Here is a 12,597-nt window from a genome sequence, read left to right as displayed (position 1 = left end):
CTCACGCTCATCCTGAGCCTGCAGGCCTCGTACGCCGCACCCCTGATCCTGCTCGCCCAGAACCGTCAGGAGCAGCGCGACAAGGTGATCGCCGAGCAGGACCGGCAGGCCAACGCCCGGGCGCACGCCGACATGGAGTTCCTCGCCCGCGAGGTGGCCTCGCTGCGCATGAACGTGGGCGAGGTCGCGACCCGTGACTTCATCCGTTCGGAGCTGCGCAGCCTGCGCGACGACATGGACGAGCTCGTCCGTCCGGTGGAGCCCGACGTCCGCGCGGAGCCACCGACCACGTGATCTCGGGGCGGGCCTCGTAGACTCTCCCATCATGAGCACCCCCAGCCTTGAGCAGGTCCAGGCCGCGCTCGCGACCGTCAACGACCCCGAGATCAAGCGCCCCATCACCGAGCTCGGGATGGTCGACTCGGTGGAGATCTCCGAGGCGGGCCACGTCGACGTACGGGTGCTCCTCACGGTCGCCGGCTGTCCCCTCAAGGACACCATCAACCGCGACGTCACCGCGGCCGTCTCCAAGGTCGAGGGCGTCACCGGCGTCCAGCTCGACCTCGGCGTGATGGACGCCGAGCAGCGCGGCCAGCTGCAGGAGATCCTGCGCGACGGCAAGGCGCAGCGCGAGATCCCGTTCGGCCAGCCCGGCAACCTCACGAAGGTGTACGCGATCGCCTCGGGCAAGGGCGGCGTCGGCAAGTCGTCCGTCACCGTCAACCTGGCGCTCGCCCTGGCCGCCCAGGGCAAGAAGGTCGGCATCGTCGACGCCGACATCTACGGCCACTCGATCCCGGCCATGATGGGGATCGCGGACGCCCGCCCCACCCAGGTCGACGACCTGATCATGCCGGTCCCCACGCCCAGCGGCGTCTCGGTCATCTCCATCGGCATGCTCAAGCCGCGTCGCGACCAGGTCGTCGCGTGGCGTGGCCCGATGCTCGACCGGGCACTGGTCCAGATGCTCGCCGACGTCTACTGGGGCGATCTCGACGCGCTCCTGCTCGACCTCCCGCCCGGCACAGGCGACATCGCGATCTCCCTGGGCCAGCACCTGCCCAGCGCCGAGGTCGTGGTGGTGACCACGCCGCAGGAGGCCGCCGCCGAGGTCGCCGAGCGCGCCGGCACCATGGCCTCGATGATGCACCAGCGGGTGATCGGCGTCGTCGAGAACATGAGCTACCTCCCCTGCCCGCACTGCTCGCCCGAGGAGGACCACCGCCTCGAGATCTTCGGCAGCGGCGGCGGGGAGCGCGTGGCGGCCACGCTGTCGCAGCGCTTCGGGTACGACGTCCCCGTGCTGGCGCAGATCCCGCTGGACGTCACGCTGCGTGAGGGCGGCGACGCCGGTGCCCCGATCGTGTCCACGGACCTGACCTCACCGGCCGCGCGCGCTCTGTACCGCATCGCGGACACCTTGGGCGGTCGTGCCCGAGGTTTGGCTGGAATGCAACTGGGATTGACTCCAACCAGTAAGTTCTGACCCGTGTTCGGAGTCGGTCTGGGTGAGTTGGCGGTCATCGCCCTCATCGTCGTGCTCGTCATGGGGCCGGAGAAGCTCCCGGAGTTCGCACGCCAGGCCGCCGTCTTCCTGCGCAAGGCCAAGGAGATGGCCAACTCCACGCGGGACGACATCCGCAGCGAGCTCGGCCCCGAGTACGCCGACCTCGAGCTGCGCGACCTCGACCCCCGCACGTTCGTGCGCAAGCAGATCAACGAGGCGATGCAGAACCTCGACGCCGAGGAGAAGGCCGCCAAGGAGCTCCCCGAGGGTGTGGCACCGCCGTACGACACCGAGGCGACCTGAGGAGCACCTGGTCCGCACGGGACGAGGTGAGCCCGGCGCCACGAGGGCGCCAGCCGCTCAGGACTCCCGGCTGCTCAGGGCCACCAGCGCACTGAACGGCAGCAGGGCGGTCTCCGTTCCCGCCCCGCGCAGCTCGACGAAGTCCTGACCGACCCGGCCCAGGACGCCCTCGTGGCGCGTGCCGTCGACGAGGTGGGCGCTGACGTGCGCCTGCGCCTCGGCCAGACGTCGCATCGCGGAGGCCACGCCGAGCCGGGACAGCGCGCCCCAGGCCACCTCCGGCACGGACCGCGAGGAGACCCCGTGCACCGCCGTGACCTGCTCGAGGCGGACCACCCAGTCCGTGGTCAGGGCTCCCCCGGCCGAGGTGACCGCGAGCAGGCACCAGTCCGCGGCGGCCCGCTGGAGGGTGCCGACGAGCCGTCCGAGGCCGTGGACGTCGAGCGCCACCGGCTCCCCCAGCGTCGCCACCAGCCGACTCGCGAGGGTCACCGTGGCGTACTCGGCCCGCGCCCGCTCGGCGAGCTCGAGCTCCCGTTCCTGGGCGTACAGGGAGGACGCCTGGCCCTCGAGGTCGTCCAGGAGCGCGAACATCTCCTGCTCCCAACCCATGGCAGCACCCTAGGGGTCGTTGACCACTGAAGCTCTTGTGGACAAACGTTTGACTCAAACCTTGAACCACCCTTGACTGAAGCAAACAGAAGCAAACGAAAGGTTCGCTCGTGTCTCGGGTACACGTCAGCGACCGGCCCGCACCGCTGTGGCGTTGCGCGCTGGTCTGGTCCGCCGTCACCGTCCTCGCCGTCTGCTCCGCGCCGCTGGCCCTCCACGGCCTGCTCGGGCTGCGGGCCGTGAGCGCCACCCCCGACGTGGCAGGCTCCGTCGTCGACGTGGCCGCCGTCGCGCTGGGGGCCGCCGCGACGTGGCTGTGGGTCATCACCACCCACGCCGTCCTCGACCTGTTGCGCGGACGGGCGCCCCGGGCCGGAAGTGGTCTGGTCCGACGTCTCGTCCTGACCGCGTGCGGAGCGGCCGTCGTCGTGGGTGCAGCCGTGGGCCCGGCCAGCGCGGCCGCGTCCCGGGAAGGTGTCCCCGACGACCGGCCCACCCTGTCCGGGCTGCCCCTCCCGGACCGCACCGACGACAGCGCCCCGTCCCACCGGTCCCGGGCGGACGACCGTCACCTCCTCGGCTCCCCCGAGGCCCCTGACGAGGAGCAACGGCCCACACGCCCGGGACACGGTCCCCGGACCTCGCCCGGCACCGCCGGCACCGACGACCCCCGGACCACCACCTCGCCCGAGGGCAGCGACACGCACCGGGTCCCCACCCCGCGGTCGCCCGGGGAGACGGTGCGCGTGTCCCCGGGCGACTCGCTGTGGTCGATCGCCGAGGACCGCCTGGGACCCCGGGCGGGCCAGGACGAGATCGACCGGGCGTGGCGGGCGATCTGGCGGGCCAACGACTCATCCCTGGGCGACGACCCCGACCTGATCCATCCCGGTCAGCGTCTCTGGGTCCCGCCCGCGTCCTCACCCGACCATCCGCGCGCAGGCGACGCCGCCAACACCCCGACGCCCCACGAAGGAGACCTGTCGTGAACGACAACATCGTCCAGATCCGCCGTGCCACCCCGTCGGGCGCCCGTTCGGTCCAGGGCACCCTCGCCCTCGACCTGCTCCCCGAGCTGGACCGCCCCACCTTCACGCCGCCGGCGCGACCCCACGACGTCGTGCCTGTCGCGGAGGAGGCGCGCCGACGCCTCGATGCCTTCGCAGCCGCCTACCTGCGTGCCGCGGTCGAGGTCGCGATCGGCAACCGCCCGGTCGCCCAGATGCTCCGGCACACCAGCGAGGAGGTTCTCGAGGACCTGGGGCGCCGCGCCGTCGTCGTACGCCGGGCGGCCGGCATCAGCGAGGCGCACCACGGCCGCTCCCCCGCGGCCGTGCGCCCCCAGGTCGTCAGCGTGCGGACCTCGATGGTCCGCCCCGACGCCGCCGAGGCCAGCGCCCACGTCCGGTACGGCCTCCGCTCACGGGCGGTGGCGGCCCGGTTCGAGGTGGTGCGTGGCCGCTGGCAGTGCACCGCGCTGGAGTTCGCCTGACGCTGCCCGCCCGGGACGCGCGCAGCAGGGAGTCCCGGACACAGCGAGGGCCCCGACCGAGACGTCCCGGTCGGGGCCCTCCTCGCGTACGGCGTCAGCCGCCGGCGCGCGTGGTCAGCCCGGTCGGGCCACCCGAGGCGCCGTGGCACCGCTTGAACTTCTGGCCCGAACCGCAGGGGCACAGCTGGTTGCGCCCGATGCCCGCGTACGGGTCGTCGGCGGCCGCGGCCCGCTCGGTGCGGACCTCGGCGTCGCCGTCCTCGCTCGGGGCGCTGTAGGAGAGCTGCTGCGGCGCCTTGGCCCCACCCAGACCCTTGGCCCGGATCTGCGGGGCGTGCGACGCGGCCTCGTCGAGGTCGATCAGGGACGGCTCGCCCGCGGGCTCGCTCGCCTCGACCTCGACGACCTCCTCGTCGTCACCCTCCTCCTCGACCTCGACCTCGAGGTTGAACAGGAAGCCGACGGCCTCCTCCTTGATGCCTTCCATCATGACCGCGAACATGTCGAAGCCCTCGCGCTGGTACTCCACCAGCGGGTCGCGCTGGGAGTACGCGCGCAGGTAGATGCCCTCGCGCAGGTAGTCCATCTCGTACAGGTGGTCGCGCCACTTGCGGTCGAGCACCGAGAGGAGCACCTGACGCTCGAGCTCGCGGGCGACCTCCTCGCCGATCTCGACCTCGCGGGCGTCGTACGCCGCGTGGGCGTCCTTGCGGAGGTCGGCGATGAGCTGCTCGCGGGAGAGGCCCTCGACGCCGCCTGCGGCCTCGATCACGCCCTCCTTGGTCAGGGTGCACGGGTACAGCTGGCCGAGCGCCGTGAACAGCGCGTCGAGGTCCCAGTCCTCCGCGTAGCCCTGGGTGGCGGCGTTGACGTAGTCGCCGACCACGTCGTCGATGAACTCGCGGACCTGGTCCTCGAGGTCGGCCCCCTCGAGCACGGCACGTCGCTCGCGGTAGATCACCTGACGCTGACGGTCCATGACGTCGTCGTACTTGAGGACGTTCTTGCGGGACTCGAAGTTCTGCCCCTCGACCTGGCCCTGGGCGCTGGCGATCGCGTTGGTGACCTGCTTGTTCTCGATCGGCACGTCGTCGGGAACCTTGAGGACGCGCAGGACACGGTCGACCATGTCGGACTTGAACAGGCGCATCAGCTCGTCCTGCAGCGACAGGTAGAAGCGGGACTCGCCCGGGTCACCCTGACGCCCGGAACGACCGCGCAGCTGGTTGTCGATGCGTCGCGACTCGTGGCGCTCGGTGCCGATCACGTAGAGGCCACCGAGGTCGGCGACCTCGTCGTGCTCCACCGCCACCTGCGCCTTGACGCGCTCGAGCATCGCCGGCCACGCCTCGTCGTACGCGGTCGGGTCCTCGGCGGGGTCGAGGCCCTGCTTGCGCAGCTCCTGGTCGGCGAGGAACTCCACCGAGCCACCCAGCATGATGTCGGTGCCTCGACCAGCCATGTTGGTCGCAACGGTCACGGCACCGCGGTGGCCGGCCAGGGCGACGACCTTGGCCTCGTCCGCGTGCTGCTTGGCGTTGAGCACCGTGTGCGGGACGCCGCGCTTCTTGAGCTTGTCGGAGAGGTACTGCGACTTCTCGACCGAGACGGTTCCGATGAGGACCGGCTGGCCGGTCTCGTGGCGCGAGACGATGTCCTCGACGACAGCGTCGAACTTCGCCTCCTCCGTGCGGTAGATGAGGTCGGGCTGGTCGATGCGCTGCATCGGCTTGTTGGTGCGGATCGGCACGACGCCGAGCTTGTAGATCTTGTCGAACTCGCTCGCCTCGGTCATGGCCGTACCGGTCATGCCGGAGAGCTTCTCGTACATGCGGAAGTAGTTCTGCAGGGTCACCGAGGCCAGGGTCTGGTACTCCTCGCGGACGGTGACGCCCTCCTTGGCCTCGATCGCCTGGTGCAGGCCGTCGTTGTAGCGACGCCCCGACAGGATGCGGCCGGTGTGCTCGTCAACGATGAGCACCTCGCCCTCCATGACGACGTACTCCTTGTCGTTGCGGAAGAGCTCCTTGGCCTTGATCGAGTTGTTGAGGAACGAGATCAGGGGCGTGTTGACCGAGTCGTAGAGGTTGTCGATGCCCAGGTGGTCCTCGACCTTGGTGATGCCGGGCTCGAGGACGGAGATCGTGCGCTTCTTCTCGTCGACCTCGTAGTCGGTGTCCTTGGTGAGGGTGCGGGCGATCTTGGCGAACTCCGCGTACCACTTCACCTCGTCCTGGGTGGGACCGCTGATGATCAGCGGGGTGCGGGCCTCGTCGATGAGGATGGAGTCGACCTCGTCGATGATCGCGAAGGCGTGACCGCGCTGCACCGTCTTGGCGAGGGTGTCGGCCATGTTGTCGCGCAGGTAGTCGAAGCCGAGCTCGTTGTTGGTGGCGTAAGTGATGTCGCAGGCGTACGCCTCGCGCCGCTCGTCGGGGCGCATCGAGGGCAGGATCACCCCGGTGGTCAGCCCCAGGAAGTGGTGGATGCGGCCCATCATCTCGGACTGGAACTTGGCCAGGTAGTCGTTGACGGTGACGACGTGGACGCCGCCCCCGGCCAGGGCGTTGAGGTACGAGGGGGCCACCGCGACCAGGGTCTTGCCCTCACCGGTCTTCATCTCGGCGATGTTGCCCATGTGCAGGGCGGCGCCGCCCATGATCTGGACGTCGAACGGGCGCATGCCGGTGACGCGCCGCGACGCCTCGCGGGCCACCGCGAAGGCCTCCGGCAGCAGGTCGTCCAGGGTCTCCCCGTCGGCCAGACGCTGCTTGAACTCCTCGGTCATGCCCCGCAGCTCGTGGTCGCTCATCTTGACGAAGTCGTCCTCGATGGCGTTGACGGCCTTGGCGATGGCTTCGAGCTCACGGAGGATCTTGCCCTCGCCGAGGCGGAGGAGCTTGTCGATGATGGCAGGCACGGGTGCAGGACTCCCAGACTCTTGCGGTGAAGACGGTCGGACGACCGTCGGCCATCGTACCCACCGCTCCTGACACGGCGGCGATTCGCGGTGGGTCGTGTCAGCCCGCCGCGGCCACTGCCGCTGCGAGTGCGGGAGCGAGGTCGCCGCGCGGGGCGACCACGACCTCGCCCAGACCGAGCCAGCCCGCCAGCCGCCGCAGCTCGACGGCGAGCTCCTCCGCGGTCGCCTCGGGCGCCGACGGCTCGGCGAAGGCGGCGTGGACCAGCAGCCTGCCGGTCGCCCGGTCCGCCTTGAGGTCGACCCGCCCCACGATCCGGTCGTCGAGGAGGAAGGGCAGCACGTAGTAGCCGTGGATCCGCTTGGCCGCAGGGGTGTAGATCTCGATGCGGTAGTGGAAGTCGAAGAGCTGCTCGGTGCGCTCGCGCTCCCACACGACAGGGTCGAAGGGGCTCAGCAGCGTGCGGGCCCGGACCCGGCGCGGGAGGCGCGCCTCGCGGTGGAGGTAGCCCGGACGACGCCACCCCTCGACGCTCACGGGCACCAGCTCTCCCTCCTCGACCAGCTGGGCGATCGCCTCCCGGGCGCTCGGCACGCCCGGGCTGGGCGCCGCCTGCAACCGGTAGTAGTCGGCCAGCGACCGCTCGGTCGCGACCCCGTGCGAGCGGGCCGCGCGACGCACGAGCTCGGTCACCGCGTCCTGCGGGGTGGGGACGGGGGCCTCGAGCACGTGGGCGGGCAGCACCCGCTCGGGCAGGTCGTAGCGGATCTCGAACTGGTTGTTGCGGCCGACGATCGCCACCTCACCCACGGAGTAGAGGCAGTCGAGCATCCGTCGGGTGGCCGACCAGTTCCACCCCCAGTTGTCCTTGCTGCGGGGCAGGCCCTCGTCGAGGTCGCGGGCAGTCGCCGCTCCCCCGTCGCGGATGCGCGCGACGACCTCCTTGGCGAACACGGAGTCGAAGTCGGCCCCGCCCCACTTGCCCCCCTGGGGCCGGTTCGACTCCATGCGGTGCCGCATCAACGGCCACAGCTCCACCGGCATGTACGCCTGGACGTGCGCCCAGTACTCGACGAGACGGCGGGTGCGCGGCGTGGCACCGTCGGCGGCCCGGCGCAGCAGATCGGTGTCGTACGACCCCATCCGCGCGTACAGAGGCATCAGGTGCGCGCGCGCCAGGACGTTGACGCTGTCGACCTGGAGCACGCCGGTGCGACGCAGCGTGCGGTCGAAGGTGCGCATCGTCGGGACGGAGTGCGCGGGGTCGGTGAACCCTTGGGCGGCCAGCGCGATCCGACGTGCCTGCGCGGCGGAGAGGGTCTGGGTGGCGCTCGCCGTCTCGGTCATGTCCAGCACTCAACCACGCCGCTCCGACAACCGCGAGGCACCGCCGGTGAGGTGCCGCGGATCAGGGCAGGTCGAGCAGCTTCTCGCGCATCGCGTACATCACGGCCTCCATGCGCGAGTGCAGCTGGAGCTTCTCCAGGATGTTGCGCACGTGGTTCTTCACCGTGTTCTCGGAGATGTAGAGCTCCTTGGCGATCTCACGGTTGTTGAGCCCGCGGGCGACCAGGCGCAGGACCTCGAGCTCGCGCTCGGTGAGGCGGAGGCCCGGCGCCTGCTCGCGGTCCGGCTTGGACATCTGCTTGAACTCGTCGATCAGCTTGACCGCCATCGACGGGCTGATCAGCGACTGGCCCTCGTTGACCACGCGCACCGCCTGGGAGACCTCCTCGATGGAGGAGTCCTTGAGCAGGTAGCCCGCCGCGCCGTTCTTGACCGACTCGTACAGGTCGGCCTCCTCGTCGGAGGAGGTGAGCATGATGATCTTGGTGGCCGGCACGGCCTCCTTGATCGTCCGGCACGCCTCCACGCCGCCGTGCTTGGGCATGCGCACGTCGAGCAGCACCACGTCGGGGGCGGTGCTGACCGCGAGCTCCGTCGCGGACTTCCCGTCTGCTGCCTCACCCACCACCTCGATGTCCTGGTCCAGCCCCAGAAGCATGATCAGCCCACGGCGGAACAGCTCCTGGTCGTCCACGACCAGCACACGTACGGGTTCGGTTGCGTCGCTCACCGGCGCATCATGTCACGGGTGAGGCAGCAGCGGGCGGGAGTCAGTCCTCCACGTCGAGCGAGATCACTCCGTAGTCGTAGCCCTTGCGTCGGTAGACGACCGAGGGCCGCTCACTCTCCTTGTCCACGAACAGGAAGAAGTCGTGCCCCACGAGCTCCATCTCGTACAGCGCCTGGTCCAGCGCCATCGGCGTCGCCGGGTGCGTCTTCTCCCTGACCACCAACGGGCCGTCGCCCGTCACCGTGATCGGTCCCACCTGACGCTCCTGGACCGCCTCGTCGACGGCCTCGGTCGAGGCGTCCAGCGCGGGCACTCCGGCCAGCGCCGCAGCGACGGACTCGGGGGTCCGGCGGCCGCGGTGCACCCGGCGGCGGTCGGCCGCCCGACGCATCTGCGACTGCATCTTGTCGAGGGCCAGGTCGAGGGCGCCCATCTTGTCGCCGGCACTGGCCTCGGCCCGGATCACCGGGCCCTTGGAGAAAGCGGTGAGCTGGACTCGCGTCGAGCGATCAGTCTGGCGAGGGTTGCGCTCCACCGAGACCTCGACCTGGACCCGCATGATCCGTTGGTCGTGCTTCTCGAGCCGACTGAGCTTGTCGCTCACGTGCTCGCGGAACCGCTCCGACACCTCGATCTGGCGTCCTGTGACCACAACTTCCATCTCAACCTCCGTAGGGTTGGTTACCTGCGATCGACCGGGCCCGGCAGGCCGCCTGACGGCCTGCGGACACGGCGTGGGAGGAGCCCGGTGAGGGCGGCTCGTCGGTGTCCGACGAGGGCCTGCGGCCCACCCCGGGTGACGACCTCACCGACCAGAACGGACTCCATGACAAGACGCTAGCCCCTTGGTGCAACTCCCGGAAGGGGAACGGCCGAGCGACTCCCAGGTCGGGCCCACCAGCCCTGGGATCACGGCCCTTGGTCCCCTGTCGGGCCACCCCCACCGGGCCCGGGACGGCGCTGCGTGGCCGCCACGCAGGCCGCCGCGAACGGCGCGATCCCGACGTCCGCCAGCGCCCGTGAAGCCTCGCACAGCGTGTGGCCGCTGGTGACCACGTCGTCGCACACCACCAGCCAGCGCGGCCCCGGGCGCCGAGCCAGCCGGATCAGTCCCGGCGAGGGGCACCACATCGCCCGCGCCAGGTTCTCGCGCCGGCCGGCCGAGTCCAGCCCGGCCTGGTCGCGGACCCCGCCGCGCACCGAGAGCACCGGCGCCACGCCCACACGAGCGCCTCGGCGCCGCAACCGGTCCGCGCACGCCGACACCATCGCCCGGGTGGGGTCGTACGCCCGGCGCCGCACGACCACGGCCCGCGAGGGCACGGGCACCAGCACGACCTCCGCCCCGGCCGGCAGCCCGCTGGCCGCCGCTGTGACCGAGTCGGCCAGCAGGTCCCCGAGAACCCGGGACAGGCTCCACACGCACCGCTCCTTGTGGGTGAGGACGACCGAGCGGAGCACCCCGTCGTACGGACCCGTCGCCCACACCGGCACCAGGCCCGGTGGCCGGGGGTCGGGGCTCACCGGCCCGGATCCCCCGGCCAGGCCCGCCCGGCAGGTCGCGCACACCGGACGCCCGGGCAGGCCGCAGCCCGCGCAGTGGCTGCCGGTCAACAGGTCGAGGGCCGCGTCTCTCACAGGAGCAGTCCACCGCGGTTCGCCTGCCGGATCGACGGCGGCGGCCGACGCTGTGGAGAACCCCGACCGGGAGGGCGTGTGGACGCCCTCAGCCTGCGTAGCGCAGCGACGTGGTCCGACGCGGCAGCTCCGCCCGGACCACGCCCGGGGCGAGCACGTCCCGCAGCGTCCGGCCCACCTGCACGTAGAGCTGGGCACCGGCCACGGGCGAGGAGAGCAGCGCACTCACCCGGCCCGTGAGGCGGGTGGCACCCGTCGGGTCGACCGGGGCCGGGGAGCCGTCGGCCGAGACCGCGCGGATCTCGTACAGCCCCTCGGAGACCAGCGACAGGACCGCGAGCGTGGTGGGCGTGTGCCACACCAGGTCACGCACCTGCTGCCCCGGCTCGGCGCCCAGGTTGAGGGTGGTGGGCTCGGTGGCCCCGAGCAGCCGGCCCTCGGCGGAGTGCAGGAGCCGCGACACGAGGACGACGCTGCCCTGACGGCGGTCGACGACGGCCGCCAGGCGGGTGCCGTCGCGCGAGACCAGCAGCTGGGTGGCCCGTTCGCCGCTGACGCCGGGCACGTCGACCTCGCGCACGTGACCGTCGCGGACCATCCACACCACGGCCCCGCTCGGACGCCGGTCCAGCAGCCAGATCCGGTCGCGGTGGTCCCACGCCGGCATGCCGAGATCGGTGGCCCCGCTCAGGACCTCCTCGGCCCGCGCGTCGTCGCCCTCGGCGACCGGTGCCACGAGCAACGAGGCGCCGCCGCCGCTGACCGCCGCCACCCGGCTGCCGTCGACGTTCGCGGACACGGTCCGCACCCCCAGGTCGCGTCGACCCATCGGGCCGGTGGTGGGGGCCAGCGCGCTCATCGGCCCGTGGACCACGCGCCCCTCGACCAGGGCGAACAGGTCGGGCGAGGCGTCCGCGCCCAACGGGTCGTACGCGCCACCCACGTCGAGGTTGACCTGGGTGGTGCCGCCGTTGGCGCCGATCTCCTCGCCGTCCACGGTGAGGCGTACGGCCCGGATCCGCGGCTCGGCCCGCAACGTCCAGATGACCTGCACCAGCATCCGCTGCGCCGTCTCGTCGTCGACCTGTCCGGACGCACCGGTCAGGGAGACGTCGGCGACGCCGGCGGAGTCGATCGGCACCGAGAGCAGCTTCATGCCGCGCGGGAAGTAGGTGCGGCTCGCCGCCGTCTCCTCGTCCTCGCCCGGCAGCAGCCCCCGCACCAGCGCCGAGGCGATCTGGTCGCCCTCCGGGACGTGGGCCGGCTCGGGCACGAGGATCTCCCCCGAGGGGTCGAAGCGGTACAGCGAGACCCGGCGGTACCACTCGTTGAACCACGAGTCGGGGACCACCAGGGCGTTGGGAGCCTCGTCGATGCGCCACTCCCCGTCCTCCTGGGTCAGGCGCAGCGACAGGTCGTGGGTCGACTCACTGCTCACCCAGGAGCCGCGGTCGTCGTAGGAGTTGACGTCGGTCAGGGTGACCGTGGCCAGCCCCGACCCGACCGGGTCGTCCGCCTCCGCGTAGGTGAGGATCTCCTCCTCCGGCGCCCAGCGCTTCTGGGCAGACTCGGTGAGGAACGTGCGCGCGACGGTCGTCTTGGTCGGCGAGGCACGCATCGCCTCCAGGAAGCCCTGGATGACCTCGTTCTCGGTCTGCCCCGGCTGCGCCGGTCGGGGGTTGAAGTAGACGCCCGGGGTCTCGGTGGGACTGGCCTCCTCCGGACGCTGCACCACCGGACCGCTCACGGGCATGCCCGCGCACCCCGCCAGCACGGCCACCACCGTCACCACCGAGCCCAGCACGCCGGCACGACGTCGCACCCTCATCGCAACTCCCTCGTGTCGGCCGGCACCAGCGGCAACGGGCTGTCCGGCCTGACGCGGGAAAAGGTGGTGATGCTGGTCAGCGACGGCGTGACCGATGCGCTGAAACCGACCGGCTGCAAATATGCCCTCTTCTCCGCAAGGCGCTGCCAGGAGCCGCTGAACACCGCCATCTGCACCACGCTGAAGGCCAGGGTGCCGGTGACCAGCGAGACGACGCCC

The 12,597-nt window shown here is 71.4% G+C and carries 13 protein-coding genes; 5 read left to right on the top strand and 8 right to left on the bottom strand.

Translation table 11 applies throughout. The features are described 5' to 3' along the window. From ACI379_RS07635 to ACI379_RS07625, 3 genes are all read left to right on the top strand, one after another. On the top strand, positions 1–294 hold a 294-nt coding region (locus ACI379_RS07635; RefSeq protein ID WP_439791489.1), incomplete at its 5' end, for a DUF1003 domain-containing protein. Between the two features lie 31 nt (positions 295–325). Further along, positions 326–1,486, top strand: a complete 1,161-nt coding sequence (locus ACI379_RS07630; protein WP_439791488.1) for an Mrp/NBP35 family ATP-binding protein — start codon at positions 326–328, stop codon at positions 1,484–1,486. A 3-nt stretch (positions 1,487–1,489) separates the two neighbouring features. Further along, a complete protein-coding gene (locus tag ACI379_RS07625; protein ID WP_439791487.1) occupies positions 1,490–1,810 on the top strand; it encodes a sec-independent translocase in 321 nt (106 codons plus the stop codon). A gap of 57 nt (positions 1,811–1,867) precedes the next feature. On the opposite strand, the gene ACI379_RS07620 is transcribed toward ACI379_RS07625, so the two are convergent. Continuing rightward, complete coding sequence (locus ACI379_RS07620; RefSeq protein ID WP_439791486.1) at positions 1,868–2,422, bottom strand: hypothetical protein; 555 nt, start codon at positions 2,420–2,422, stop codon at positions 1,868–1,870. Between the two features lie 110 nt (positions 2,423–2,532). Between ACI379_RS07620 and ACI379_RS07615 the strand changes: the two genes are divergently transcribed. Together ACI379_RS07615 and ACI379_RS07610 are read left to right on the top strand one after the other, a co-directional pair. Next, the gene (locus ACI379_RS07615) at positions 2,533–3,411 is read left to right on the top strand and encodes a LysM peptidoglycan-binding domain-containing protein (protein ID WP_439791485.1); all 879 of its coding nucleotides are present in this window, start codon (positions 2,533–2,535) and stop codon (positions 3,409–3,411) included. Next, entirely contained in the window at positions 3,408–3,914 is a 507-nt protein-coding gene (locus ACI379_RS07610) for an Rv3235 family protein (RefSeq protein WP_439791484.1), read from the top strand. The genes ACI379_RS07615 and ACI379_RS07610 overlap by 4 nt, the downstream gene beginning before the upstream one ends. Before the next feature lie 94 nt (positions 3,915–4,008). On the opposite strand, the gene secA is transcribed toward ACI379_RS07610, so the two are convergent. The 7 genes from secA to ACI379_RS07575 form a co-directional block, all read right to left on the bottom strand. Next, complete coding sequence (gene secA, locus ACI379_RS07605; protein ID WP_439791483.1) at positions 4,009–6,834, bottom strand: preprotein translocase subunit SecA; 2,826 nt, start codon at positions 6,832–6,834, stop codon at positions 4,009–4,011. 100 nt (positions 6,835–6,934) lie between these two features. Further along, positions 6,935–8,182, bottom strand: a complete 1,248-nt coding sequence (locus ACI379_RS07600) for a winged helix-turn-helix domain-containing protein (protein ID WP_439791482.1) — start codon at positions 8,180–8,182, stop codon at positions 6,935–6,937. A 61-nt stretch (positions 8,183–8,243) separates the two neighbouring features. Beyond that, the gene (locus ACI379_RS07595; protein WP_439791481.1) at positions 8,244–8,912 is read right to left on the bottom strand and encodes a response regulator; all 669 of its coding nucleotides are present in this window, start codon (positions 8,910–8,912) and stop codon (positions 8,244–8,246) included. A 40-nt stretch (positions 8,913–8,952) separates the two neighbouring features. Next, positions 8,953–9,573 (bottom strand): ribosome hibernation-promoting factor, HPF/YfiA family, encoded by a 621-nt coding sequence (gene hpf, locus ACI379_RS07590; protein WP_439791480.1) that lies wholly within the window; start codon positions 9,571–9,573, stop codon positions 8,953–8,955. A 248-nt stretch (positions 9,574–9,821) separates the two neighbouring features. Then, on the bottom strand, positions 9,822–10,550 hold the full coding sequence (locus ACI379_RS07585; RefSeq protein ID WP_439791479.1) for a ComF family protein: 729 nt from the start codon (positions 10,548–10,550) through the stop codon (positions 9,822–9,824). 88 nt (positions 10,551–10,638) lie between these two features. Continuing rightward, positions 10,639–12,378: a GerMN domain-containing protein gene (locus ACI379_RS07580; RefSeq protein WP_439791478.1), complete on the bottom strand. Its 1,740-nt coding sequence runs from the start codon at positions 12,376–12,378 to the stop codon at positions 10,639–10,641. Beyond that, positions 12,375–12,597: hypothetical protein (locus tag ACI379_RS07575; RefSeq protein WP_439791477.1), on the bottom strand; the 223-nt coding region annotated here is incomplete at its 5' end. The genes ACI379_RS07575 and ACI379_RS07580, both read right to left, overlap by 4 nt.

It is taken from the genome of Nocardioides sp., assembly GCF_051876515.1.
Classification (GTDB): Bacteria; Actinomycetota; Actinomycetes; order Propionibacteriales; family Nocardioidaceae; genus Nocardioides.
This window is presented reverse-complemented; position numbering and strand designations above follow the sequence as displayed.